23 protein-coding genes are annotated in these 26,868 nt (G+C 40.1%); 4 read left to right on the top strand and 19 right to left on the bottom strand.

The window, feature by feature from the left end; translation table 11 throughout:
- Positions 1 to 42: 42 nt before the first annotated feature.
- The 5 genes from ACGLXV_RS18300 to ACGLXV_RS18280 all read right to left on the bottom strand — a co-directional run bounded on the left by ACGLXV_RS18300 (position 43) and on the right by ACGLXV_RS18280 (position 8,048).
- On the bottom strand, positions 43 to 1,590 hold the full coding sequence (locus ACGLXV_RS18300; protein WP_391559770.1) for a response regulator transcription factor: 1,548 nt from the start codon (positions 1,588 to 1,590) through the stop codon (positions 43 to 45).
- Between the two features lie 19 nt (positions 1,591 to 1,609).
- Positions 1,610 to 3,403, bottom strand: a complete 1,794-nt coding sequence (locus tag ACGLXV_RS18295) for a cache domain-containing sensor histidine kinase (protein ID WP_391559769.1) — start codon at positions 3,401 to 3,403, stop codon at positions 1,610 to 1,612.
- Positions 3,393 to 4,439, bottom strand: a complete 1,047-nt coding sequence (locus tag ACGLXV_RS18290) for an autoinducer 2 ABC transporter substrate-binding protein (RefSeq protein ID WP_391559768.1) — start codon at positions 4,437 to 4,439, stop codon at positions 3,393 to 3,395. The genes ACGLXV_RS18295 and ACGLXV_RS18290 overlap by 11 nt, the downstream gene beginning before the upstream one ends.
- A gap of 1,764 nt (positions 4,440 to 6,203) precedes the next feature.
- Positions 6,204 to 6,530 (bottom strand): L-rhamnose mutarotase, encoded by a 327-nt coding sequence (locus ACGLXV_RS18285; protein ID WP_391559767.1) that lies wholly within the window; start codon positions 6,528 to 6,530, stop codon positions 6,204 to 6,206.
- A gap of 15 nt (positions 6,531 to 6,545) precedes the next feature.
- Positions 6,546 to 8,048, bottom strand: a complete 1,503-nt coding sequence (locus ACGLXV_RS18280) for an L-arabinose isomerase family protein (RefSeq protein WP_391559766.1) — start codon at positions 8,046 to 8,048, stop codon at positions 6,546 to 6,548.
- Positions 8,049 to 8,241: 193 nt separating this feature from the next.
- Between ACGLXV_RS18280 and ACGLXV_RS18275 the strand changes: the two genes are divergently transcribed.
- Positions 8,242 to 8,439: an aspartyl-phosphate phosphatase Spo0E family protein gene (locus tag ACGLXV_RS18275; RefSeq protein ID WP_391559765.1), complete on the top strand. Its 198-nt coding sequence runs from the start codon at positions 8,242 to 8,244 to the stop codon at positions 8,437 to 8,439.
- A 132-nt stretch (positions 8,440 to 8,571) separates the two neighbouring features.
- Here the strand turns inward: ACGLXV_RS18275 and ACGLXV_RS18270 are convergent, their stop codons facing one another.
- On the bottom strand, positions 8,572 to 10,641 hold the full coding sequence (locus ACGLXV_RS18270; RefSeq protein ID WP_391559764.1) for a bifunctional aldolase/short-chain dehydrogenase: 2,070 nt from the start codon (positions 10,639 to 10,641) through the stop codon (positions 8,572 to 8,574).
- A gap of 235 nt (positions 10,642 to 10,876) precedes the next feature.
- On the opposite strand from ACGLXV_RS18270, the gene ACGLXV_RS18265 reads away from it, so the two are divergent.
- Positions 10,877 to 11,221 (top strand): DUF192 domain-containing protein, encoded by a 345-nt coding sequence (locus ACGLXV_RS18265; protein ID WP_240390657.1) that lies wholly within the window; start codon positions 10,877 to 10,879, stop codon positions 11,219 to 11,221.
- A 43-nt stretch (positions 11,222 to 11,264) separates the two neighbouring features.
- Here the strand turns inward: ACGLXV_RS18265 and ACGLXV_RS18260 are convergent, their stop codons facing one another.
- From ACGLXV_RS18260 to ACGLXV_RS18240, 5 genes are read right to left on the bottom strand one after another with little or no spacing between them, the layout of a single operon-like run.
- Entirely contained in the window at positions 11,265 to 12,293 is a 1,029-nt protein-coding gene (locus tag ACGLXV_RS18260; protein WP_119706544.1) for a potassium channel family protein, read from the bottom strand.
- Between the two features lie 3 nt (positions 12,294 to 12,296).
- Entirely contained in the window at positions 12,297 to 13,535 is a 1,239-nt protein-coding gene (locus tag ACGLXV_RS18255; protein WP_391559763.1) for a glutathionylspermidine synthase family protein, read from the bottom strand.
- On the bottom strand, positions 13,535 to 13,996 hold the full coding sequence (locus ACGLXV_RS18250; protein ID WP_119706542.1) for an RNA helicase: 462 nt from the start codon (positions 13,994 to 13,996) through the stop codon (positions 13,535 to 13,537). The genes ACGLXV_RS18255 and ACGLXV_RS18250 overlap by 1 nt, the downstream gene beginning before the upstream one ends.
- Positions 13,997 to 14,008: 12 nt before the next feature.
- Entirely contained in the window at positions 14,009 to 14,407 is a 399-nt protein-coding gene (locus ACGLXV_RS18245) for a DUF350 domain-containing protein (protein WP_119706541.1), read from the bottom strand.
- Positions 14,408 to 14,440: 33 nt separating this feature from the next.
- A complete protein-coding gene (locus tag ACGLXV_RS18240) occupies positions 14,441 to 14,809 on the bottom strand; it encodes an aminotransferase yhxA (RefSeq protein ID WP_391559762.1) in 369 nt (122 codons plus the stop codon).
- Between the two features lie 181 nt (positions 14,810 to 14,990).
- Here ACGLXV_RS18240 and ACGLXV_RS18235 point away from each other — a divergent pair, with 181 nt between their 5' ends.
- Complete coding sequence (locus tag ACGLXV_RS18235; protein ID WP_391559761.1) at positions 14,991 to 15,470, top strand: hypothetical protein; 480 nt, start codon at positions 14,991 to 14,993, stop codon at positions 15,468 to 15,470.
- 57 nt (positions 15,471 to 15,527) lie between these two features.
- Here ACGLXV_RS18235 and ACGLXV_RS18230 read toward each other — a convergent pair whose 3' ends face one another.
- The 7 genes from ACGLXV_RS18230 to dapA all read right to left on the bottom strand — a co-directional run bounded on the left by ACGLXV_RS18230 (position 15,528) and on the right by dapA (position 24,612).
- Positions 15,528 to 17,552 (bottom strand): oxidoreductase, encoded by a 2,025-nt coding sequence (locus tag ACGLXV_RS18230; protein ID WP_391559760.1) that lies wholly within the window; start codon positions 17,550 to 17,552, stop codon positions 15,528 to 15,530.
- 175 nt (positions 17,553 to 17,727) lie between these two features.
- A complete protein-coding gene (locus ACGLXV_RS18225; protein WP_391559759.1) occupies positions 17,728 to 18,432 on the bottom strand; it encodes a FadR/GntR family transcriptional regulator in 705 nt (234 codons plus the stop codon).
- A 387-nt stretch (positions 18,433 to 18,819) separates the two neighbouring features.
- Positions 18,820 to 19,947 carry a glycerate kinase family protein gene (locus tag ACGLXV_RS18220; protein ID WP_391559758.1) on the bottom strand — a complete coding sequence of 376 codons (1,128 nt, stop codon included), beginning with the start codon at positions 19,945 to 19,947 and terminating at the stop codon, positions 18,820 to 18,822.
- A 70-nt stretch (positions 19,948 to 20,017) separates the two neighbouring features.
- On the bottom strand, positions 20,018 to 21,370 hold the full coding sequence (gene gudD / locus ACGLXV_RS18215; RefSeq protein ID WP_391559757.1) for a glucarate dehydratase: 1,353 nt from the start codon (positions 21,368 to 21,370) through the stop codon (positions 20,018 to 20,020).
- Between the two features lie 75 nt (positions 21,371 to 21,445).
- Positions 21,446 to 22,345, bottom strand: a complete 900-nt coding sequence (gene garR / locus ACGLXV_RS18210) for a 2-hydroxy-3-oxopropionate reductase (RefSeq protein ID WP_391559756.1) — start codon at positions 22,343 to 22,345, stop codon at positions 21,446 to 21,448.
- Between the two features lie 24 nt (positions 22,346 to 22,369).
- On the bottom strand, positions 22,370 to 23,692 hold the full coding sequence (locus ACGLXV_RS18205) for a gluconate:H+ symporter (RefSeq protein WP_391559755.1): 1,323 nt from the start codon (positions 23,690 to 23,692) through the stop codon (positions 22,370 to 22,372).
- A gap of 23 nt (positions 23,693 to 23,715) precedes the next feature.
- The gene (gene dapA, locus ACGLXV_RS18200) at positions 23,716 to 24,612 is read right to left on the bottom strand and encodes a 4-hydroxy-tetrahydrodipicolinate synthase (RefSeq protein WP_391559754.1); all 897 of its coding nucleotides are present in this window, start codon (positions 24,610 to 24,612) and stop codon (positions 23,716 to 23,718) included.
- Between the two features lie 495 nt (positions 24,613 to 25,107).
- Here dapA and ACGLXV_RS18195 point away from each other — a divergent pair, with 495 nt between their 5' ends.
- Complete coding sequence (locus ACGLXV_RS18195) at positions 25,108 to 26,145, top strand: CdaR family transcriptional regulator (protein ID WP_391559753.1); 1,038 nt, start codon at positions 25,108 to 25,110, stop codon at positions 26,143 to 26,145.
- Positions 26,146 to 26,181: 36 nt separating this feature from the next.
- Here ACGLXV_RS18195 and ACGLXV_RS18190 read toward each other — a convergent pair whose 3' ends face one another.
- Positions 26,182 to 26,748 (bottom strand): LOG family protein, encoded by a 567-nt coding sequence (locus ACGLXV_RS18190; protein WP_391559752.1) that lies wholly within the window; start codon positions 26,746 to 26,748, stop codon positions 26,182 to 26,184.
- Between the last annotated feature and the right edge of the window lie 120 nt (positions 26,749 to 26,868).

The raw sequence follows: 26,868 nt of genomic DNA, 5'->3' as shown, positions 1-26,868 counted from the left end.
AGTTTTTGTAAAAATGAAAAAACCTCCCGGATAGGAGGTTTTTTACGACTCGGTTTTTATTTTATCTTTAAATTTAGATGGCACTTCCCCGTAATACTTTTTAAATAACTTACTAAAATACTTTGTGTCTGCGTAGCCAACTTGCTCTGCAATATCATAGATTTTAAGGTCCGTAGTTATAAGGAGCTCCTTCGCCTTTTCTATCCTCGTTTTGGTTACATAATCAAGAATGGTTTCTCCGGTCTGACTTTTAAAATACTCACAAAAATACGTGGGATTCATCGGGATCTCACGAGCAATCTTTTCTATGGTGATATTTACACCCAAATGTAATTTAATCCACTTCTTCGCGATATGAATGGGATCAATTTCATTTTGCTGGATACTATTTTTTCTTATTTGAAAAATTCTTGTCAGCCATCTAGACAGTTCCTCTCGTAAACTCGAAAAGCTTGTTGCCTTCCTAGTGAATTGGATGGCTTCTTGGATAAGGCTAACATCTCCTTTATTACTAGAATCCTTTAAGAGAACGTTGACCAGTTGAACGGAAAGGGATTGTATATACTTCTCTATATCTTGAGGAGACGAAAGACTTTTAAGCTCAAGTAAGTACTTCTGTAATAAATCAAATGCCTCCTCTTCCCTTTCTCCTTCCAAAGAATGAACTATTTTACTGATGACGGAATCCATGCCCTTTATTTCTTTGCCTTTCACAGCTGTTAATTGCTGAAGTTGAGAAAACGTAAAGACTTTATTTCCACCATATAATAACCGGAGTTGCATGAGCGTTTGTAAATGGTTCTTCATGGAAGAAATGAGGGATACCTCCTGAAATTCATCACTTACGGCCAAAGTATGCGTAGACGATCCAGATTGTTTCAACTGAATTTGCAGTTCTCTTGCGACATCCTGCTCCCCTTCATCACCCTCCGTAAGAATCCAATACGTTGACTCTTCTCCTTTCCAAAACCAATACCTACACTTCTTTTTAAATACCCGGTGAATCGTATCCTCAACCGTATTTTTCCATTCTTCTATGGATCCATATTCAAGCGAATGATCCAAGGCTAGATAATAGAGTTTGTAAGCTCCATACGAAAATTTCTTCGTCCACTCAAGCTCCGATAAATCGATTTCCTTTTCTTTTGTCAAATCACTTAGTTGCTGACTTTGCTTTAGAAAGAGTAGTTCCGCATCGGTTTCTTCGTTTTTCTCTTCATCAAGCCATTTTTGTTTTATTTTTGCTTTTACCTTCCCTAACTGCTCTTTGAAATCTTCCCTAACAATCGGTTTAACCAAATAGTCAACGGCTCCTGCACGGATGGCTGTTTGTAAGTATTTAAAATCATTGAATCCGCTAATAACAACCGCTTCAAAGGAAGCCCGTTTTCTTAATGTCTCAATTAAATCCAGTCCATCCATTCCTGGCATTTTAATATCTGTAATTAATAAATCAAAGGCAAACGCCTCTTTTTCGTAGGCATTCAATAATTCAAGCGCACTTGAAAAACTTCCAATAACGTGAAAATCATCTTCATTACTTTGAACTAATCGTTCGATTCCCCTGCGAATTCGATTTTCATCATCCACGACAAGTGTTAGTATCTTTCTAATTTGCCCTCTCCCCCTCATTAAGCAAATCAATTGGTAGCAAAGGAATCCGGATCGTTACCTCCGTCCCAATACCTCCCTTACTCTCTATACGAAGTCCATATTGTTCTCCAAACATCATCGTGATTCGACCATGAACATTGATCAGTCCAAACTTCGAATCTCTTCGACCCATTGGATCCATTTGTAAATATTTACTCAATTCAGCCATGACGTCTCCATTGATTCCGGGACCATTATCTTTTACTGTAAAATGAATCTCTTGGTCTTTTATTTCTATAAAGATTTCCACTTTAAATTGATGAGAATGATCTAGTCCATGCTTCATACAATTTTCAACGATCGGCTGAAGAATGAATTTCGGAGTTAAAAACCTCTTCGTATCCATATGATCTTGAATAGAAAACTCAATTCGGTCCTCAAAACGAATTTTCTGTATCGTCAAGTAATCTTTCATATGCTGCACTTCTTGATCAATGGAAACCATTTTCTCTTTATTGCTAATGGAAAAACGGAGCATTCGTCCAAGAATCGATACCATGTCGACAACCGTATCATTTTCCCCTTCCTCTACCGCCATCCCAATTGTCTCTAATGTGTTGTACATAAAATGTGGATTGATTTGCGATTGTAGCGCATATAGCTCCGCTTCTTTCTGCTGAAGCTTGATTTGGTAGTTCAACCGTATCAAGTCTTTAATTTTTGCCACCATGGAATGAAAGCTTTTTGCTAGCATCCCTACTTCATCGGAACTATTACTCGTTACGTCCACCTCGAAATTCCCTTTTTCCACTTCCTTCATTTGATGAGTTAATCGATGAATAGGACGTGAGACGGTCCATGCTAAAATAACAGAAATGAGTGTCCCAAGAAGGATAATAACTAGAAATACAATGATGGTCGCATTTCGGACAAGGTCCGTTCGTTCGGTTAAATTTTTCAATTTTACACTATGTAGTAACACCCAGCCATCTGGCCCAGCACGACTAATGCTGATCAGTCGATTTTCCTCTTCTCCGGTCGTTCGAAAGCTTCCATTAATCTCAGGATATTTTTGAAACTGTTCATCCATTAAACCAATCTTTTCCGAATCGGTATGATAGATCATTTGACCTTCTTCACTTAAAAGAGACAAATCAGCATTATTAACCGTCTCTAGATTTTCAACCACATTGCTCATAAAGCTTAGGTCGACGGCAATAAACATCGTTCCGAGGTTCATCCGGTTCTCTGTATCTGTTATTTGCCTCATTAATAGAATATAAGGAGGATTTCCTTTAAATGATAATGGCACCTGACTTGGCAAAAGAAAGGATTGTTTCCCTTTTAACTCCAGATCCTGTCCGAACGGAAGCATATCCTCTCCAAAGCCCGAATAAGGAATCTTCGAACTTTCAAACAGTCGATTTTTTGATAAAATAAACGCGCCTAACACATCCGCCTCTCCATTAATATAGGTGCGTGTTAAATAACTATTTACGATAAAGCGATCTTGCAGCAGTGATGATTTATTTTGATAGGAATCTTTTCTTAGCACTTCGATGACTTGATTGGAGTTGTAAAGAAGATCTGGAAGTTGTTTGACGTCAGCTAAATAGTAATCGATGCTCTCATTTGCTTGATCAAGGACCTTTGGGATATACTCACCCACCTGCTCCTCAATCGATTTCGTATATTGAGAGTAGGCAACATAGCCAATGAGACTCATGGGAAGAACCGTTAGCAGCATGTACGTAAAGATTAGTTTGGTCATTAAGCGATAGTTCTTAAAGCTTCTCCACTTAAAAGTCATATTGATCCACATTTTCCTTTGTAAAATCCATGGGTTCGCCCATAATCACCGTGTCTTCTATAACGTGTATCCTCCCTACCTGAGGGACATCTTGTTGATTAGAGGGGTGGACCCCATCGACTAGATTCGTAGCCAGGGCGACTGTTAAATATCCTAATTTTTTCGGACTCCAAAGTGTCACCACTTGTGCGGCACCCACCTTTAAGTATTCGTTCATTGGGTTCGGTGACGACAAGCCTACAACGGCCACTTCTCCCATCTTTCCTTCTTCCTTCACTGCCTGAGCGGCTGCAGGTGGGCCAACGGAAGAATTCCCGATAATCCCCTTGATATTCGGATACTTCACTAGCAGATCTTTGGCTAGCATATACGCTTTATGTGGATCATCATCAGAGGCAACCACTTCAACAAGCTCCATATTCGGGTAATAATCTCTTTGCTGAACCTTGATCCAGTTAAGCCACACATTTAAATTGGCTGCTGATTTTGAACCAGTAATAATCGCAAATTCCCCTTTTTCATCCACATTCCATGCGAGTGTGTCCATTAGATGTCTGCCCAACGTTTCCGGGTTCACCATATTAATAAAAAATTCCCTAGAGTCAGAATGTGTGTCAGAGTCCCATGTGATCACCTTTATGTCCTTCCTTTGGGCTCTTTTTAATACGGGGACCAGTTTGTCTGGATCATTGGCAGAAACGGCGATCACATCCACTTTTTGATCAATAAGCTCTTCAATCACTTTAATTTGCTGAGTAGAATCGGCTACTGTTGGACCTTTATAAATGACCTTCACACCAAGTTCTTCCCCTGCCTCTAATGCCCCTTCTTCCACCGCATTAAAATAAGGAATATTCACGAGCTTAGGTACAACAGCGATCGTATACTGACGTTCCTCTATTTTCTCTGTCTCTCCTTTTACATCCCCTTTAGAATAAACCACTTCAAATTCACCTTTGTTGTTAGTGGTGTTGGTGCAACCGCTTACAAAGACAAGAATAAACAAACCAACAAGCGTCATCGTCCTTCTTGCCATTCTCTCTTCCCCCTTAGAGATCTATATATTCATAATTTTCTATCTAATTTCTTTCATTTTAGCACAGCCTATCCCTGTTTACACTACTAAGAAAAAGGTGTTCTCTATTTTGAACACCTTTTTCTTTGCTTTCCTAATCAGGCTGTCAGTTAGACTCTGAGTTGGTTATCGAGGCCTTTGCTGTCCGAATCTACCCCTCTTTCGGACTCAAAAATTACTTGCATCCACTTTCCTGGCCGATTCAGTCCCTCTTTCGGACTCAAATCTTACTCGCATGAACTTTCCTGGCCAAATCGGACCCTCTTTCGGACTCAAATCTTGCTCGCATAAACTTTCCTGGCCGAATCAGACCCTTTTCGGACTCAAAACCTACTCGCATCAACTTTCCTGGCCAAATCGGACCCTCTTTCGGACTCAAAACCTATTCGCTTGAACTTTCCTGGCCGAATCAGACCCTCTTTCGGACTCAAAACCTACTCGCATCAACTTTCCTGGCCGAATCGGACCCTCTTTCGGACTCAAAACCTACTCGCATGAACTTTGCTGTCCGAATCCACCTCTCTTTCGGACTCAAAACCTACTCGCATGAACTTTCCTGGCCAAATCGGACCCTCTTTCGGACTCAAAACCTACTCGCATGAACTTTCCTGGCCGAATCGGACCCTCTTTCGGACTCAAAAATTACTTGCATCCACTTTGCTGTCCGAATCCACCTCTCTTTCGGACTCAAAACCTACTCGCATGAACTTTCCTGTCTGAATCGGACACTCTTTCGGACTCAAAACCTACTCGCATAAACTTTCCTGGCCAAATCGGACCCTCTTTCGGACTCAAAAATTACTTGCATCAACTTTCCTGTCCGAATCCACCTCTCTTTCGGACTCAAAACCTACTCGCATGAACTTTCCTGGCCGAATCGGACCCTCTTTCGGACTCAAAACCTATTCGCTTGAACTTTCCTGTCTGAATCGGACCCTCTTTCGGACTCAAATCTTGCTCGCATGAACTTTCCTGTCTGAATCAGACCCTCTTTCGGACTCAAATCTTGCTCGCATGAACTTTCCTGTCTGAATCAGACCCTCTTTCGGACTCAAATCTTGCTCGCATGAACTTTCCTGTCTGAATCGGACACTCTTTCGGACTCAAAACCTACTCGCATCAACTTTCCTGGCCGAATCCACCTCTCTTTCGGACTCAAAACCTACTCGCATCAACTTTCCTGTCCAAATCGGACCCTCTTCGGACTCAAATCTTACTCGCATCAACTTTCCTGTCCAAATCGGACCCTCTTTCGGACTCAAAACCTATTCGCTTGAACTTTCCTGTCTGAATCGGACCCTCTTTCGGACTCAAATCTTGCTCGCATGAACTTTCCTGTCTGAATCAGACCCTTTTTCGGACTCAAATCTTACTCGCATGAACTTTCCTGTCTGAATCGGACCCTTTTTCGGACTCAAATCTTACTCGCTTGAACTTTCCTGTCCAAATCGGACCCTCTTTCGGACTCAAAACCTATTCGCTTGAACTTTCCTGGCCGAATCAGACCCTCTTTCGGACTCAAAACCTACTCGCATAAACTTTCCTGGCCGAATCAGACCCTCTTTCGGACTCAAAACCTACTCGCATGAACTTTCCTGGCCGAATCGGCCTCTCTTTCGGACTCAGAATTTACTTGCATCAACTTTGCTGTCCGAATCTACCCCTCATTCGGACTCAAAAATTGCTCGCATCAACTTTCCTGTCCAAATCAGCCTCTCTTTCGGACTACTTTAAATAAAATACCTCTCGTAAAGGTTGGATCGTTTCCGCTTCTTTAAAATCGAAAGATCCTTTTACCATTTTTGAGGTGATGGCATTCCAACGATTACACGCCTCACTCTTTGCGATATAAGCAAAGGCAGCTTCTACATTTTCACATTCAAAGCAATAAAAGAACTGTGTTCCATTTTGAAAGATGGAATAGTTAGTTATACCTGCTTTGCTATGCTCCTCGATAACCTCCTGCCATGGTTCTAAATGCATGTTTACATACTCTTCTAAGCAATCTTCTTTGATTTCCCATGTCCATGCAAATTTATTACTAGCTTCCATGTTTCATAACCTCCTTTATAGTACGACTGTATGACAAGCCATTAGTTCCCCGACTTTTTTAAATAAGGAAGAATTTTCTCCAATCGACAACGCACAGTGATGGGTTGGTGCTTCTTGGAACCATCTCTCCATGTACACGTCTGGATGCTCCTTAAATTTTACTGGTGTTTGTGTATTCCCAATTCGCATGATAGGGCCGTTTGTAGACATTCCTTCGCTGACAATCATCTTTAGCTTTCCATCCCCAGTTTGCGTGACATTTAGTGTGGTAATCGCTCCCGTTTTAACCTTTGCTTCCACACTAACTCCCGATCCTTGCTTTCCATGGTATAGTCCCATTCCACGGAGGATCGGTTTTCCCTCTGAAATAGCTAAATGGAATGGCCCATCATGTCCGAGTAGAATCGTTTCATCCACATAATCCACTACGACAATTTCAGAAAAGCTTCCACCTGTCCCAAGAATATCGCATACTTTCATAGCTATGGCTGTTTTTAAGTCACCCTCACCTGAACAAGGGATTCCTTTCGCCGTTAACAATGAGTGACCGACGATAAAACCTGACTGAAGCCTCTCGTATTCACTGTTAGGTGCTCCATGATAATAGTACGTGAGCGCATCGAGGTCGAATTCCTTCACTAACTTTTCTTGAGCAACAGCCACCTTACATGACCATTCAAGCTGTTCTTGAGTTGGTTTTTTTGCAATTGGATCGGACGGCGAATCTCCACTGATTTCAAAGAAAGTTGTTACTTCATCCATTTTCTGTTTTACCTCTTTGGCAGTTACATCTTGAAGAATACGGTTCAAATCGCACATTTCTAATACTTCTACATGTAGGCCCGTTTGTGCTTGAATCATTGTAAAATCACTATACATATCTAGCATCCCGCTATATGTGTTTCCTAAAAAACCGAAACGACTATGTCGCAATGTGCGAGGAACGGCAGCTGCTCGAACCCATTCGGTAATTTGCTTCCAAGCAGCCACCGCTTCTTTTCGTTCACTCGTGTTCTCATTCGTCAAAGAAATTGCTGGAGTGTAATCAAGTCCAAGCAAACCATTCACCACTCGAAAGGGAATGCCACTACGGTTAAAAGCATTGGCGATTTCAGGAGTCGGGCAGGCACCACAATGGGCAAGCCATTCTCCTGTAGTGGTCGACTCATAATTGATTCGTTCAGTTGGTTGTAAATTCAAAATCACGGCTGGTGCCTTACAAATTTGGTGAACAGGAAGAATGGCAGAACTTGTTGAGTATGTACCTGAATGACAGAATACCAGATCAACATTTTTCTCGTTGAACCACTCCCCCGCACGTCTTGCTGCTCCCTCCGAATCTACCAACCCAAAATTAAAGACTTCGCTGTACACGCTCATCTTTTTTTCAATAAAGCTACCGTACTCAATCAATCTTTCCTTTAATCCTTCAAACTGTCCCCAATACGCTTGCAGACCAATCGTATATAATCCGACTCTTGCTTTTTTTGCCGCTTTAATAGGTGATAAAAACTCCATACTAATGCCCCCTTTAAACTCTAAAAATACCACTCAACCAAATGTATTCGCTTACAAACAATAAAAAACAAAAATCTAGCATAGAATTTTGTCTTTGTTTGGTAACGTTTGTCGATTCTATTTCAAAATGATTAAAATCTAGTATAATTATTTTAAAGAATTACTAAATTTCTTAACTAGGAGTTTACTTACCATGGACAATATATCTCTTGAATTATTACTATTAAATCAAATAGATAAAAAGAAGAAGAAAATGGTTGAAGTAGCTTCTATTACAGGTATGGATAGCTACCAAACATTAAAATGTAGCCAGGAGTTAGACGAGCTATTAAACCTGCATATGAAACACTTTTCTCTAAAGGGAAGTAATGCGTTTAACAGTGCTTCTTGACTCCAAGAACTCGTTCAGGATTATTCCTGACTTTATTCTGATTTAAATCGACAAAATTTTACTAAAATTTCTCAATAAAAAGATAGTAAGGCTATTCATCAATCCTTACTATCTTTTTTCATATCATTCAAATTATCTTGTAAATGCAGCAGGTACTCCACCATCTACAGTAATCATACATCCTGTGGTCTTATCTGATTTTGAAGAAGCGAAGAAGCAAATAGATTCTGCAATATCTTTCGGATAAATATTAACTAGTAATGTCGTACGCTTGCGGTAGTGTTCTTCTAATTGATCTGGCTCAATTCCGTAAGCTGCTGCACGCTCTTCACGCCATCTAGATCCCCAAATAGCAGATCCTTGTAACACTGCATCTGGAAGAACAGAGTTCACACGAATGCCGTACTCTCCGCCTTCCGCAGCGATACAACGAGCTAAGTGTGTTTCAAGTGCTTTTACTGAGCTGTAAGCTGCTGCGTTTTTCCCAGCGTACACTGAGTTTTTCGAACCAACGAACACCATGCTTCCACCAATTGCTTGCTCTTTCATTTGCTTGAATGCTTCACGAGCAACAAGGAAATAACCAGTTCCAAGTACATTCATGTTTAAATTCCACTCTTGTAGAGTTGTTTCATCAATTGGGCTAGAAGTAGCAAGTCCTGCATTGTTCACAATAATGTCTACGCCACCAAATGCTAACGCGGTTTGATTAAAAGCAGCTTGAACCGCCTCTTCATTGGTTACGTCCATTTTCACAGCAAGTGCGCGGTTTGCCCCATATGTCTCATTGATTTCAGCTGCTATCTTTTCTGCTCCTTCAAGGTTTAAGTCAGCAACAACGACATGTGCCCCTTCAGAAACAAAGCGACGGCATGTTTCACTTCCAATTCCACCTGCTCCACCTGTTACAAACGCTACCTTTCTAGAAAACTCTGCTTCTGCTGGTGCAAGAGAGAGTTTGTATAATTCTAATGGCCAGTACTCAACATTGTACGATTCGTTCTCGCTTAATGAAACGAACTGTCCAAGTGTGGTTGCCCCTTTCATAACAGAAATGGCACGGTGGTATAACGCTCCACTTACACGAGAGTTCGCCACATCTTTCCCAGTATTCACCATACCTACCCCAGGAATCAGGATCACACGTGGGGCTGGTTCAAACATTTTATCGCCTTCATGCTTGTTACGCTCAAAATACTCTTTGTATTCAGCCTTAAAGCTTTCTACCCCTTCTTTAATGGCTGAAACTAGTGCTTCTACATCCTGAGATTGTGGATTCCAATCAATATATAAAGGCACACGCTTGGTATGAACAAGATGGTCTGGACATGCAGCCCCAACTTGAGAAAGCTCCTTCGCATCACGGCTATTTACAAACTCTAGTACATCCTCCTCGCGGTCATAAGTTAAAAGCATTTTCTTTTCTTCGCTAACCGCCCCGCGAATCACAGGCATTACTTTTGCTAGTAAGCTAGTAGCTTCTTCTTCGCTAAGAGATTCATATTGTTTTCCACCAAAAATCGTCTCTTCATTTAAACGATCATTAATAAATTGCTCGGCTTCGTTAATGATTTGAATCGTCTTTGCATATGCTTCTTCAGATGTTTCACCCCAAGTTACAAGACCATGCTTTTCCATTAGAACAAGCTCTGCATTTGGATTATTTCTTACGCCTTCTGCGATCATTTTTGAAAGTGTGAAGCCTGGGCGGATATAAGGTACCCAAACAAAACGATTCCCAAAAATCTCTTCTGCTAACTCTTTCCCATTGTCCGCACAGCAAAGGCTGATGATCGAGTCTGGATGCGTATGATCGACATGATTATATGGTAAAAATGCGTGCAATAATGTTTCAATTGATGCTCTTGGATGTTTGCTATCAATCATGCAATGTGAAAGATACGCAACCATCTCTTCATCTGACATTTCATCGCGCTCAAATAACGGACGAATATCCTCAAGATTTAAACCAGTAAAATTATGCGCTTTCATTGTAGCTAAATCTGACCCGCTTCCCTTCACCCACATCACTTCGATGTCGCGTCCACGGAAATCCTTCTCAACTGTCTTCATAGATGTGTTGCCGCCACCCCAGTTACATACGGCACGATCTGACCCGATTAGATTTGAACGATAAACTAACTCTTCTACCCCTTTTTGTACCTGACTAGCTGCTTCAACATCCCAATTGTTCTTAACCATCCGATTACCTCCGATTGCTATTTGTTATTTTCTGATTTCATTATAATACATGTTTGTTTGTTTTTGAATATAAAAATAGTAAATTTGTTTATTTTTGTTTTATATGAGGTTTTTCAACAAATAAAAACTCTATCGTTTTATTTATATCAACTACTTTTCGACAACTTTCACTAGTCTGAGAAACTATAATTAAATTAGCTACTAAATTAACGTCGGTTCTTAGGGGGTTATGTAGGTGTATGTAGTGAAAAAGAGTGATCTATACAAAACGATTCCTTATTCCATAAGGAAAGCTCAGTCATTTGGAACGAGGTTAAAAGGCTTGATGTTTCGAAAGCAGCCGTTGCATGAGGAAGGTTTGTGGATTGCACCTTGTAACTCCATTCATATGTGCTTTATGCATTTTCCGATCGACGCCGTTTTCCTTGATCAACATCATAGGGTGGTTCATTTAGTAGAAAACTTAAAACCATGGAAATTTGTGTTTCCAATCAAACAAGCACATTCTGTTCTCGAGCTTCCTCCTGGAACGATCTCAAAGTTTCATATCGAAGTAGGCCAATATGTGAATTGGATGTAAATATAAAAGGCTCACTCCTCATTCATTGGGAGTGAGCCTTGCTTTATCCAACAATCTTACGGTATGTTTCATCATCACAAATAATAAACAGCTTTGAACCCTCAGGAATTTTCTCCTTATGACGCCTCGCCACATCAAGAGAGCTACCATCTGAAAGAAGAGTTGCTCCTTTATCAAACAGTTCCATTGCCGCATCCTTATAGGTCTTCCACTCAGGCTTCGCTTGTATTTCATAAATATTGTCGCCATCTGTATTACTTAGCATTTGCTTAAACAATAAACTTGAGCCATGATTGATCGCTGCTTGAGCCATTAATCGAGATACCGAATCATTAGATAGAATAAATTCGTCGACCTTGGCATGCTCGAATAAGGTGATATGATTATCTTTTTTCACTTCAACAATCGTATAAATATTTCGATCAAATTTTTTAGAGATATGTTCGACTCGGGAAGCGGTTAGAAGGGTTTTTCCATCTGAGTACTCGGCGTGGTCATTTCGGTCATCTGAAAAAATAGCCACTGATTTCGCCTCTAAAATATTGGCCTTCATCAAGACCTCTTCTTCTGCTGGATTTCCACTTACAAAATGAAGCCGATCATCTTCCAACGGTAGCTTGTCGGCATGATCCACGACAACGATATCTCTAGTTCGTTCACTTGTAAAAATTTCACCCATCACCTTCTCAAGCTTTTCCTTGGAAGGACTAATTAATATGTAATGACCTTTCCCTGTATAAGACAATTTCCCTTCCTCCTTCAGTTTCCGGTATTTGCTGAGGCTTTCAAAGATCTTCCCAATAATAATCCCCATGGCTCCAATTCCAATGGTATAGATTAAGAGCATGGTAAAGATTCGTCCGGCATCGGTTACCGGAAAGAAATCACCATAGCCAACCGTGACAAGCGTGGTCATGGTCCACCAAAGAGCGTCAATAAATCGCGGGAAGGTCTCCGGTTCGAGTATTCTCATCGTAACGCTACTTACAATAATAAGGAGAATGGCCAATATTCCAGCATGCGTTAAGCTGAGCTTAGACATCTTTGAATAAATTCGGTGCAGAATCCACAAATTCTACCTTCCTCCTTTCATTCCAACCGGAAGATAATACGATAGATTATCCGTTATTTCTCCCCCTACTCGGCATCCAAGGGCAGCGGCTTTTCCGTTTAAAAGGAAGCTTCCTATCAATAGCTTTCCTTTTTGAAGACCCTTTTCACTTTTAAAGTTAACCGTTTGTGACTGCACATATTTCTGATAAACCGCATCATAATTCGTATAATTGCGTTCAGTGTTCGCGTGAGCTAATTCCCCGCCACTTCGAAAAATCTCCACTGTATCTCCTTCTCTTCCAAACGAAGGCTTTTTCACATAGGACAGGTCCTTTTGTAAAAATAGTTCCGCTTCTAGGTACGTTGGAAGGAAATATTCTTCAATCCATTGATGCTCTTCCTCTGTAAAAAAGGGATGTTCCTCTTCATGTAGTCCCCAAATGACTGCTTGCACGGCTTTATTTTGCAATAAAAAGGCAGACGGAGGATTAATGAGAACGAGTTTCCCCTGCTCAACAAGCTCTAATAGCCAGACACCAATCGGATTGTTCTCCTCATCTCGATCAAATAGTAAATTTTCAATAGGGAAGGTTTGACGATACAGCACATCGATTCGTCTGCCTTCTTCGTCGAAAAGACCTGTTCCCTTTTGAATTTGGAGTTGATGAAGGGGTGTGAACTTGGAGGGAAGTCCTGATAATTGCATAAGATATTTGACGGTTTCACGATCTTCGATATTATCCTCGTGTGCGGTAAAAACAATATGAGGCGTAATAAGTCCTTTTCCTTCTAACCCTTCCATAATACTGCTTCTAACGGCTTGCCGTAATCGCTCTTCCATTCCTTCATTTGGATTTTCCAGCGAAAATTCACTGCACACCTCCCCATTCACCGCGAAAAGCTCTTTAATAAAAGTGGGAGTATCCGCATTGATTTCAATACATTTGTAGCCTTTAGTGGTAGGAATGAGGTCAAGCCGAGCGATCACACTCTCGGCTTGATGAGTTTTTAATCGAAGAAAGGAAAGAGTTTCAATCGGAAAGCCCATTTCAATTAGGGTTTCATCCGGAACTTCACGTAACAGTTGACACACCTTAAAGAACACATGCCCTACCCGGTTACTCACCAGTCGAATGGTACGAACTTCTTCCTCTTCTAGCATATGAACATCAAAAAGGGCATACTCTTCCCCATATAAATCCGCCCAAAAGTCGGCAATTCCTTTATAAAACTCTCTTCTTTTTTCCTGATAACTCTTCATCACTCTGAATCCTCTCCAACTTCTTTCACATACAAGACATAAACCCCTCGATCTTCATCAATCTCCGTAGAGGTTACTTGCTTATATCCTAGCCCGGGTACATCTACAATGTCCTTTAACAAATAACGAATCACATCAAAATGGCTATCACACGGAAGTGAGGTAAGGAGCTTGTAGTTCTCTTCCTCTCGAAATCTACGAATCTCTATATGTAGACCCTTTCCATGGTATCCTTTCTCATCTAAAACATGCGGATTTCTCCCCTTATCTCTGATGATTAACTGTTCTTCGTCTCCATCCATTTCAGTAGAAAAGAGCTCATACTGTCTGCCACGCATAATAAAGTACGTGCAAAGCTGTCTAGCATATAGCTCATCCACACCAACTGATGCAGTCGTATATTCATATAACGGGGTATACTCGTCATTTCCCTTATCTAAGTAATACGTTAATCGCTTCATAGGAATCTCCTTTTAGTACGATAGACACTTCGCTACAATAATCCCAATCGCCAACGATAGTGACAAGAGCATCACACCGACGGCACGATTATCTTCCTCAATCGCCTTGGAAATGCTAAAACGAATCGTAATGACCTCGGCTAAAATAAACACCACAATTTGAGCGATGATTCCGATAGCACCCCAAATCACCATATCCACTAAAGAAATCGAATATTCAGCGGCCGCACCAAGGACAATCGCTAAACCGATCACTTTTCCTCCAAGCAAAAGGGCAGCTGATACGTTCTTTTCAGCGATTAGCTTGAACTCCCTAAGCTTTGGTGTACTAAACATAAATAAAATGATCCCTGCGACCATCAGAAGGACTGCCACTCCTAAGTAAGAGGCAAAATTCAAATATAAGTTCATGTATAATCTCCCTTTCTATAATGGGGCTTGGCATTACCCTCCTGAGCTTGTTGTTCCTTTTCCAAATCCATTACTATTTTTCACGGTTCCACTTGACGTACTTCCTTTAAAGGAAGAGCTGTTTTTGTATGAGATATAATCCTTGCTTGCGTAAAGAGCACTTTTTCCTTTGTAATAGCGACCGCCATAAAAATAATGCCCATAATAATTCGAATCGTAATCATCACATTCCCATACACCATCTTCCGCATCCCATTCCCAATCTGAACAGCTTGTGTCCTCTGGTGGATCAGGAATATCCTCTGTATACGTGTACTCCTCCGTAGCCGAGCTACAACCTGCCATTCCTAGGACAAGAGCCGTTGATGTAATACCTGTCATCATTCTTCTTGTTTTTGACATATACTCACCCCACTTTCCTTACTGATAGTATTACGAGGAAACTGCAAAAAAGATTCGAATATACAGAAAAAAGTCCATCCTATTTAGTGAACCTTTTGTATAGGGCGATTCTTCTTTAAGGATAAGACTGAGAGGGAATGAAAATAATATAAGTAATATGCAATAAAAGAGGTAGATAACTTTGCTAAATAAAATATTATTATGGACTATATTAATCGCTCCGTGGTTCACACTATTTTTAATTAAGAAGGAAAATATTAAACGCTTTATGCCTGCAGCATTTTGTGCCTCTTATTTAATGATTATTTATAATGTGGTCGCCAATAATCAGAAACATTGGGTAATTAATGACACAATTATTCCGTGGTTAAAACCCTTATTTGTTTCTGGTGTATTTGGTGCCTTTCCAGTGATAACTTTATGGGTTTTTCATTTCACTTACGGGAAGTTTTGGAAATATCTGATTACTAACATCATCATAGACTTCATGTTTGCTGTTTTTCCTTTACATTATTTGTTTCAAGAAGTTTTAAATATCTATACTTTAGTTACCATTACTCCATGGTGGCGGTTTTTACTATTTGTCTTTTTTTCCCTAATTATTTATGTCTATTATAAATGGCAAGAGACGATGTTCCATTCAAAACTTAAAAGTACATAATGAAAAAACGCTTGGTTATTATCCAAGCGTTTTTTGTTATTTATCATGCTATTTATCTTATGCAAAAGCCGGGATTCTTTCTTCAATCTCTTCTGTTGGTAACGCTCCGATTTTTTCAAGGGTGGTTAAGATATTTCTTCCTTCTCTTACACCGTCCATGATTTTCCGGACTCCCCAGCTGTCGCCAATATTGAGTACTTCAATATGCGGGAAATACGATTGAAGGTCGGCAAGGATTGGATTTTCCGCCTTCATTCCTAAGCAGACAAATCCATAATCAAAATCAATTGTTGACTCTTCTCCTTCGTAGGACACTTTGAAGTGATCCTCAGCTACCTCCATCAGAGAAGTATTAACTCGTACGTCTACGTTTCTTTCTTTTAGCATCGTCATCATGGAAATGCGTGTAATATGGTCTAAATCCTTCCCAACGAGAGGCATTCTCTCAACCATCGTGACTTCTGCTCCTCTTTCTGCAAAGAATTCAACGACATCCAAACCAACAGCGCCTCCACCGATAACAGCTACCTTTTTACCGATGAACTCTTTAAAGGAATCCACTTGTTTTAATAACCCAAAAATCGAAAACAGCTTTCCATTTGGCTTGTCGATATGCTCGTGAAGCCCTTTGATTGGTGGTAGAAGAGGCGTGGATCCCGTAGCATTCACGATCACGTCCGGCTTATAGCTTGCGATTAGCTGTATATCTGCCTTTGTGTTTGTAAAAGGAATCAAGTTCGGTAATCTTTCACTTCGTTTCACCAAGTAATTAGGGAAGTCCTCGATTCTCTTCTTCTCTGGTAGTCTTGAAATTTCTCTCGCTAATCCACCTAAATAAGGCTTCTGTTCAAAAAGAATCGTTGTGCAGCCAACCTCTGCTGCCGTACAAGCCGCTTCAAGTCCCGCTGTTCCACCACCTATAACAACGACGTTCACTGGTCTAGTGATTTCTCTTTCCTTGTACTCATCACCATGGAATAAATCCGGATTGATCGTACAGCGAATCGGACGATTCAAAGCAATACGATGTCCTGCACAGCCAATATTACAAGAAATACATTTTCTTAAAAACTCTTCCTCACCTGCCTGAACCTTCTTGACCCAGTTCGGCTCTGCAATCAAGCCACGTCCCATCCCGATTAAGTCGGCTTCTTCATTTTGTAAAATCGATTCAGCTATTTGTGGATTTCGAACATTTCCTGTTGCGATCGTCGGCTTATTAAATTTGTCTCTTACTGCCTTTGCCATATAAGAACGCCAGCCATCAGGTAGGTTCATCTGGTCAATTTGGAATTGAAGCGTATCGTTCAGTGCAGCAGACACATTAAAAATATCTACTCCTTCACTTAAATACTCAAGGATATTTAACGTATCTTCTAACGTGTTTCCACCCTTTACAAATTCCTCGGCGCTAAATCGTAAGCTTATTGGGAAAAATGGACCCACTTCTTCACGAATACGGTCAATCACCATTCGAACAATTCTTGCACGGTTTTCATAACTTCCACCAAACTCATCTGTGCGCTTATTGTAGACAGGAGATAAGAATTGGCAAAGAAGATACGAGTGTCCTGCATGGATTTCTACCGCATCAAAACCAGCTGCCACTACTCTCTTGGCTGCCTTTCCGTACTGATTCACGATTTCTAAAATCTCATTCTTATCAAGAGATCTCGGAATTGCGCCACCCGTCTTCGATGGAATATGGGAAGATGACACCGGCTGACCACCAATCCGATCAGGTACCGCTGAAGCTCCAGCATGGTTAATCTGAATGGCTACAGATGCTCCATACTTATGCAATCTTTCCGTTAATCGATATAAGCCCGGAATAAATCGGTCTTCATCAATTCGAAGCTGTGTCGTGCCGTTTGATCCGAGTGGAAACGCCAAACACGCATTTTCAAGAATAATTAATCCTGTTCCACCTTTTGCTCGTTGCTCGTAATACGATATATGTTCATCTGTGATTTCTCCGTTCGGCCCTGCAAAATTTGTTCCCATTGGAGGCATAACAATACGGTTTTTCAACGTCATTCTTTGAATCGTTATTGGTGAAAAAAGCTTTTCATAATTTGACATTTTTTAGCCCTCCTATAATTTATGCTCAATCATTCACATACTTTCACTCATGTTGCTCAATACTTCACAAGTTCTATAAAGTTATTATAATCCTGTCAAAAGCATAAGACTAATTGATATTTTAGGAGGGATTGATAGGCTCTACCTATCAAAAAAAGCCACTATGGTCAGTGGCTCATTTCGTCTCTTTCCCATGGTAGCTTAGTACTTTCTTTCGAACATACTCTAGATGGAGATACATTTTTTGAAATGCTTCTATCGGATCTCTTTTTACAAGTGCATCGTAAATTGCTTGATGATGCTCAAGCGTTAATTCTTTTTGTCTTACCTTTATTTCACTATCAATTTTTTTATGTGTGATGATTAATGAATCAATCATCCCCTCGACCACTGGGTTTTCTGCGCTCAAGGCAATAATGCGGTGAAAGTCCTCGTCAGCCTGACTATATTGATTGTATTTACTTTTTTCAATATCTTCTATTGTATCCTTCAATCTCGCTAAATTCTCTGCACTAATTTTCTCCGCTGCTAACGTAACGAGTCCTAACTCTAATGCCATCCGTGCCTCTACGATGGCTTTCAGGTTGTTCGAGGCTAACGCAAGCATCACAGAGAAAGGATGACTGCTAATTTTATTGTTTATAAACGTTCCTTCTCGCGTTTTTCTATGAATAATTCCAAGTGTTTCTAAGGAACTTAGCGCTTCTCTTAAAACGGGGCGACTCACGTTTAGCTCTTCCATTAATTGCATCTCTGTTGGAAGTTTATCACCTGGATGTAACTGGCCATTGCTTAAAAGTTCTACAATTCTTTCGGTTACCTGTTTGGATAATGTGTTTCTATGGACTGATTCAAAATTGATTCGTTTAGGATTTTCCATCCTCTCGGCTCCTTGGACATAACATGTTTGTAAATTTATTATACCTTATCGCTATAAGGGAAAAAGATGAAATAAAGGACAATATTTTAATAAAACTGACCGGAATTAAGTACTTTTTGATACTTTGGAGGGCTATTTTACCGAATGAAACTACTTTTTGGCTGGTTTCCCCCTCGAGCTCACTCCTTTTAGGTATTTATTTGCGATTTTTGAAATTTACTTGCGATCCTGGGAAAATATTTGCGATTCCCGGATTTTATTTGCGATTCTACGAATTTATTTGCGATTACCGATATATACTTGCGATTCTACAAATTTATTTGCGATTCCCCATGACCTCCTAAACAAAAAAGCGTAGCTGTCATCACACCACAGCTACGCATACGATCATCTAAACAACATTAAAACTCTACAAACATTTTCCACTGTTCTACAAAGGTTTGTTTCTCCAGAGGCTAATACTTCATCCACAGAAGCTACTCCATTTACAATTCCAAAGATCGCAGTAAACCCATTTTCGTACAATACTTCTACTCCATCTCCTACCCGTCCGGCAAAGGCAATGACTGGAATATTATATCGATTTGCGACGGAAGCAACTCCAAAGGGGGTTTTTCCATACAGGGTTTGATGATCAATGCTTCCCTCACCAGTAAAAACAAAGTCTGCTCCCTCAACTTTTTTGTCCAGTCCCGTAAACTCAATGACCAAATCGATTCCTTTTAGTAGCCTTGCATCTAAAAAGGCAATGAGTCCGGTTCCAAGACCTCCTGCTGCACCAGCCCCAGACACAGTGGCTACATCCTTTCCAAGCTCTTTTTGAATAAGCGTGGCATAATGAGCCAGGTTTTCATCCAGTTGTCGAACCATATCCGGAGTGGCCCCTTTTTGCGGTCCAAAAATAGCAGAAGCTCCATTTTCTCCCGTTAAAGGATTGGTCACATCACAAGCCACATCCATTTGGACATCCTTGATTCTAGGATCTAATCCACTTACATCAATAGAATGCAGTCTGCTTAAAGCACCACCGCCAAAGGGTAGCTCAGCACCTGTTTCGTCTTTAAACGAAACCCCTAGTGCCTGAAGCATGCCTACACCACCATCATTTGTTGCACTTCCACCAATTCCAATCAAAATCCTTTCTGCCCCTTGATCTAAAGCATGTTTGATGAGCTGGCCCGTTCCGTAGCTAGTGGTCACTAAGGGATTTCGATCGGCTGACTTAATCATTTGTAAGCCACTGGCACTTGCCATTTCTATAATAGCTGTCTTTTCTACCATTCCATATTCCGCAAGAACTGTATCTCCTAAAGGTCCAGCGACTTCTGTCTTGAGCAACCGGCCATTTTCCAAGCTAACCAGTGATTCCACGGTTCCCTCTCCACCATCAGCCATTGGGACAATGACACATTCGGCGTCAGGAAACACTTTTTTTATTCCTCTTTCCATCGCTAAGGCGGCTTGTTTTGCTGTTATACTTTCCTTAAAGGAATCCGGAGCTAAAACAAATTTCATACCCATCCTGTCCTTTTCTTCAATTTCTATTTCTTAGTATGCAAGGTGACTCTTTGTCACCCTGTGCAATTTATCGCACTAGACAAGGACGCTTGTTATCAAACTTCCATCCTGGAATTAAATATTGCATACCAACCGCATCATCACGAGAACCTAATCCCATATTGTTGTACACTTCATGTGCCTTCATGATTTGATCCATATCTACTTCAACGCCCAAGCCTGGCTTGTCAGGTACAGTAATATCACCATCAACAATCTTAAATGGTTCCTTAGTTAAACGTTCAATTCCTTCCTGCCAAATCCAATGCGTATCGATAGCCGTAATTTCTCCTGGTGCTGCAGCAGCAACATGAGTAAACATGGCTAATGAAATGTCAAAATGGTTATTAGAATGTGAGCCCCACGTTAATCCCCACTCATTACACATCTGTGCAACACGTACTGATCCTTGCATGGTCCAGAAATGTGGATCCGCAAGTGGGATATCGACTGACTGTAAGGAAATAGTATGACCCATTTGGCGCCAATCTGTTGATATCATGTTCGTAGCAGTAGGAAGTCCCGTTTGTCTTCTAAACTCGGCCATAATTTCACGTCCAGAGTATCCATTTTCCGCTCCACATGGATCCTCTGCATAGGCTAAAATACCATGCATATCCTTACAAATCTCAACTGCTTCTTTTAAAGACCATGCTCCGTTAGGATCTAAAGTGATTCTTGCATCAGGGAAGCGCTCCTTCAATGCTTTAATCGCTTTGATTTCTTCTTTCCCTTCAAGAACTCCACCTTTTAGCTTAAAATCCTTAAATCCATATAATTTCTGAGAAGCTTCCGCTAATCGAACAACCGCTTCAGGTGTTAATGCTTCCCCATGACGAATGCGATACCAATCTTCACTCGCTTCAGGGTCAGCATAATAAGGTAGATCCGTTTTATTGCGGTCACCAATATAGAAGAGGTATCCAAGTGTTTTTACTTTGTCTCTTTGTTGTCCTTCGCCCAGTAATGCAGCAACCGGCACATTTAAGTGCTTTCCTAACAAATCTAATAATGCGGCTTCGATGGCTGTTACAGCATGGATGGTAATACGCAAGTCAAATGTTTGTAACCCACGCCCAGCTGAGTCTCGCCCAGCGAATGTATCACGTACCTTATTTAAAATATTATTATAGTTTCCAATTGATGAGCCAACTACTAAAGGTTTTGCATCCTCTAGAGTTTTTTTAATTCCTTCTCCACCTGGCACTTCTCCTACACCCACATTGCCATTGCTATCCTTTAAAATAACGACATTGCGAGTAAAATAAGCTCCGTGAGCTCCGCTTAGATTAAGAAGCATACTATCATGACCAGCAACCGGGTATACTTCCATTTCAGTAACAACAGGAACCACATTGACTTTATTCAGCACTGTATTCATCTCAACTTTCTCCTATCATATGGTTTTGGTTTTTATCCGGAGGAAGTAGCTCCTGCTCTTCCTCCTAGAAATTCATTAACGCTTAACTTCTACATTCGCTAATTTTTCGTAATATTTTACTAGACTGCTATGATCTTCAAACTCATAACCATCCGCTTTAAGTGCCTGCATCATTTCCATTACTGAAGAGGTAAGTGGAAGAGGAACTCCAACCTCATGGCTTGTTTCCAATACGTTTGCTAGATCTTTTATATGAAGATTAATACGGAAGCCAGGGTCAAATTTACGATCTAAGACAAGTGGAGCTTTTGCATCAAGAACGGTGCTTCCTGCAAGGCCTCCACGAATCGCTTGATATACCAATTCTGGGCTTACTCCCGCTTTTGTGGCTAAGACAAGTGCTTCACTCATAGCGGCAATATTAATGGCAACGATAATTTGGTTGGCTAGCTTCGCAATGTTTCCTGCTCCAATTTCACCGACATGAACGACAGATCCAGCCATTGCCTTCATCAGGTCATAGTTTTCATCAAAGATTTCTTTATTCCCACCAACCATAACGGATAGTGTTCCATCAATTGCTTTTGGCTCTCCCCCACTAACAGGTGCATCAAGTAGATACATGCCTTTTTCAGCTAATTTCTCACAGACCTCTCTTGATACAAGTGGTGCAATGGAACTCATATCAATAATGGCTAAGCCTTGTTTTTCTGCTTCAATGATCCCGTTTTCACCTAGTACGACTTCCCTTACCTGCGGAGAATTAGGAAGCATTGTAATGACAACATCACTTTTTAGTGCAATGTCTTTTGGAGTTGTTGCCACTTCTGCACCAAGGGCTGATATTTCATCTATCACCGCTTGATTTCTATCTAAGACAACTAATTGGTACCCTGCTTTAATTAAATTTTTACTCATTGGTTTTCCCATAATTCCTAATCCAATAAATCCAATCTTCTTCATAGTAAACTTCACTCCTAGTATTATTTTTATTTGGTATTAAATGAATAGATTTAGTAGTAATACTCCAGCCAAGCCTAAGATAGCAAGGGCAGTTGTATACGTGGTTCTCGTTTTAAGCGCTTCTGGAACAGTAAGATTTAGATATTCTTTATACATCCAGAATCCAGGGTCATTTACGTGAGAGAATGCTACACTTCCACTTGTAACCGCAAGAACCATAAGCTCCATACTAATGCCTGATGCTTGTGCAATTGGTAATACAATTCCTGCAGCTGTCATAACAGCTACTGTTGCTGACCCAAGTGCAATACGTAAAATAACCGCGATCAACCAAGCCAAAACAATCGGTGAAATATTCCAGCCACTAGTTAGTTCTTGGATGTAATCAGCTACACCGCTATCCACTAACACTTGTTTAAAAGCTCCGCCCGCACCAATTACGAGGATAATCATCCCCATTGGTTTAATGGCATTCGAACAAGAATTCATTACATCCTTTAAAGAACGACCCATTTTAGGTCCAAGAATATAAATGGAAATCAGTAAGGCAATCAGTAGAGCAATTGGGGCTGATCCAAAAAACTCCATATAATGTCTAAATGCATGATCTTCTGGTAAAGTGATTTCTGTTACGGCTAATATGGCCATTAATGCTACTGGAATTAATGCGGCAGAAATACTCGCTCCAAAGCTTGGCATTTCATGTTCCTCAAAGATTTTGCTTGTGCCTAAACCAGCTGGGATGCTAGGGTTTAAGTTTTTAACAAATGGTAATCGAGGCCAAGTTAAGGCAATAAAGAAACCTACTGGGATGGCAATGATTAGACCGTATAATAGTGTTAAACCTTGGCTTGCACCAAAAACTCCTGCCACTGCTGATGGTCCTGGATGTGGCGGTAAAAAGCTATGTGTAGTGGATAATCCTACTACTGTTGGCAAAGCAACCCAAAGCAAGTTCATTCCTGTTTGACGTACGATCGTGAAGACTAGAGGAATTAATAGAACAAATCCCACTTCAAAAAACATGGTAATTCCAAGAATATAAGCGGCAAGTAACATCGCAATTTGCACGCGTTTTTTACCCATTTTGTCAATCAAGGTATTAGCAATTCGCTGAGCAGCCCCAGCATCTGCCATTACTGTTCCTAACATCGCACCAAAGCCCAAAATGAGAATTAAATCATCGACCTGTCCGCCAATTCCATCTACGATTGTTTCGAGAATGGTGTTTATATCCATTCCCTGCAAAATTCCTACAAATAAAGAAGCTAATAATAATGCGATAAACCCATTCATTTTTAGCGGAATCATAAGAACTAGTATTAGCGCAACACCCAATGCAACATATAATAAAGGCATTTTTTATCTTCCTTCCAACAGGATTATATTGTTTGGTAGATCTCTAAATCTTTTAAGACATTTTCTAATTGTCTTCTGCTTTCTGGAGTCATTTCTGCAGCTGGCTCGAATGCATAACCAACATCAACACCAACCATACGTAATCCCTCTTTTAGAACAACCGGGAAAGTAGCTTTGTCGATACAGAGTCTTAATGGAGCAAGCTTGAACTGTAACTCTAGTGATTTCTTATAGTCCCCAGCCATAAATGCATTGTAAATATCTGATACAAGCTTCGGTGCAATATTAGCTGTACTTGCAATCGCTCCTGTTGTGCCATGGCATAGTCCTGCGTAAATGAGAGTATCTCGGCCAGCCATTACAGAGAATGTATCTCTATCAGTTACTCGAAGATATTCTGCCATCCTCGTCATATCACCACTGCTGTCCTTAATTCCAATAATATTTTCAAATTTACTTAGTTCTTCACAGGTCGCCACTTCAATCTTCACCTGGGTTCGTGCTTCATTTCCGTAAAGAATAATTGGTAGATTGGTAGATTTTGCAATCGTTTTAAAATGCTCTGTAAGTTCGCTCTGAGTTGGAGTCATGAAATATGGAGTGAGAACAGATAGAGCTGAAACTCCGCCTACTTCTTGAACCATTTGAGCGGTTTGAATACAATCTCTCGTAGTAATTTCACTTGCTCCACAATAAACAGGGACTCGACCATTCGTATGATCGACTGTTATTTCAACCACTCGGCGCTTTTGTTCATTTGTCAGTCCGTAGATCTCCCCGCTACTTCCTAAGATAAAAAGGCCATGAACTCCTCCAGAAATCGTGTAATCGATTACATTACGCAACGCATTCTCTAATAAATTTCCATTACGATCCAAAGGTGTAACTAATGCAGGAATCACTCCAGTAGGTTTAAACACGTTTGAACTCCTCCTTGGTTTTTCATTTTAATTTGATAAGCTGATAGCTCTTGGTTATGTGACTAATTTGTGAATTTATTCACAAATTATGTTTTATAAAGGTTATTATTTTTTACTATTTCAATACTAGTAATCTAATAATAACCTTATTAAAAGCGTATTTGAGTGTATAAAACGAACAAATTGAAGAACGATACGGTCTAGTAAACGGTTTGAAATTTTAGATTTATCCTTCTTCGGCTGGTATTAGTCATTTCAAGAGCCTTACTAATAATCGATCGACTAAACATCTTACCGGAAGTCAAGTGACTTCTTTTCAAACACTTCTCTCAGTTTTTTCATCTTTTCATGAAAAACGCGGTAACCGTTTACAACACCTATTGTATAATTGTCTTACAAATAAATCATCAGTCAATTTAATAATGTTTGGATCTTTTTTTTAGGCAAATGACCAAAAGAAAAATCAACCTTACATTTATGAGGGGGGCGAATGCTTTGAAGATAACGCAAACACTTGCTCAAGAGATCACAAGGAAGGTTATGAATGTGATTCCTTACAATGTTAATATTATGGATCACATGGGACTCATCATCGGAAGTGGAGACGCACACCGAGTCGGAACCTTTCACGAAGGAGCAATGGAAGCCATTCAATCTAGAAATATGGTATCCATATGTGACTCAGGTCAGTCTATCAAGCCAGGAGTCAATATCCCGTTTCAATTTAGAGACAAAATTGTTGGGGTTATTGGAATAAGCGGGGATCCTCAATATGTTGCACCTTTTGCAGAACTTGTTAAAATTACCGCTGAGTTATTAATTCAACAACAATTTATGTACAAGGAAAGAAGAATCAAGGAGCAGATGAAGGAGGAATTCTTATATCAATGGGTTTATCGAGTTGACCGATACGATTCACCCTTTATGGAAAAAAGTAAGACTCTTGACATCGACCTTTCATTAAAAAGATTCGCCATGATTGTAAAAGGAATAGATGTAACGGACAAAATACAGCTAAATAATCAGGAGTTTCTCTTTCGCCTAAGTACAGATACACTTCTCTATATTGTTCCAGAAAAAAGTGAAATGCTAAAACGAATAGAGCCCATAGTCAAACAAGTTAAAGGAAAGATTGGTATTGGTACTAGCCATCAATTGATTGCCCGATCGATCGCGGAGGCAAAAAGAGCACTTGAGATTTCAGAAAAGCTCTCTATAACTAACGAGCTATCCTTTTATCATGATTTCCAATTTATTGATTACTTAATTAACAGTGAAATAGATATAGAGGATACTGTAACGCGCTTCAAAGAACTTGAGGGAAATCCAAAAGGAATAGAACTGATTGAGACATTAATGTGCTTTATTGACAATAACGGAGATATGAACACGACCTCAAAACAGCTTCATATTCATCGAAATAGTTTAACCTACCGCTTACAAAGGATTGAATGCTTAACCAATAAAAATCCAAAAAATTTTACCGACTTATTTCAGCTTTATACGGGATATCTCAAATATAAAATAAAATAATAAGCAAGGTAGCAAAAACGTCTACCTTGCACCCTTTTAGTATGTTTTTACCGGAGGTGCCTCATAATTCCTAAATTGATCTAGTAACCCTGCCGGTTCTTCATTAATTAGTGACATGGAGCGATATTGATCCTGGAGGAACTGTTCTTTATTCATATGATTAAGTAAAGCGACTAGGGGATCATAATACTTGTTTATATTTAAAATACCAATCGGCTTTTTATGTAGTCCGATTTGTGCCCAAGTAAAGACTTCAAAGAACTCCTCCATCGTCCCAGCCCCACCAGGTAACGTGATAAAACCATCTGCTAACTCCGCCATTTTTGCTTTTCGTTCATGCATGGTGTCTACAACAATCAGTTCTGATAGGCTTTTATGAGAGATTTCTCGTTTATCCAAGATACTTGGCATGACTCCAATGGCCTTGCCACCAGCTGCTAATACAGAATCAGCTACCGCTCCCATCAGACCGATACTGGATCCACCGTAAATTAGAGTAATGCTTCTTTTAGCCAATTCTTTTCCTAGTTCCTTTGCTTTTTCCATATAAATATCTGAAGCTCCGCTACTTGATCCGCAATATACAGCTACTGATCTTATCATCTTGGTACCCCCTATCTGTTTACCTATAACTGCCTGAAAAAAGGTCCTCATATTACAACTTATTCTGTGTCCATTTATTTTTTCCTTCTATATTTAGTTCAGAATGTTTTTCACATATAA

The sequence above is a fragment of the Robertmurraya sp. genome, assembly GCF_036676585.1.
Taxonomy (GTDB): domain Bacteria; phylum Bacillota; class Bacilli; order Bacillales; family Cytobacillaceae; genus Robertmurraya_A.
This window is presented reverse-complemented; position numbering and strand designations above follow the sequence as displayed.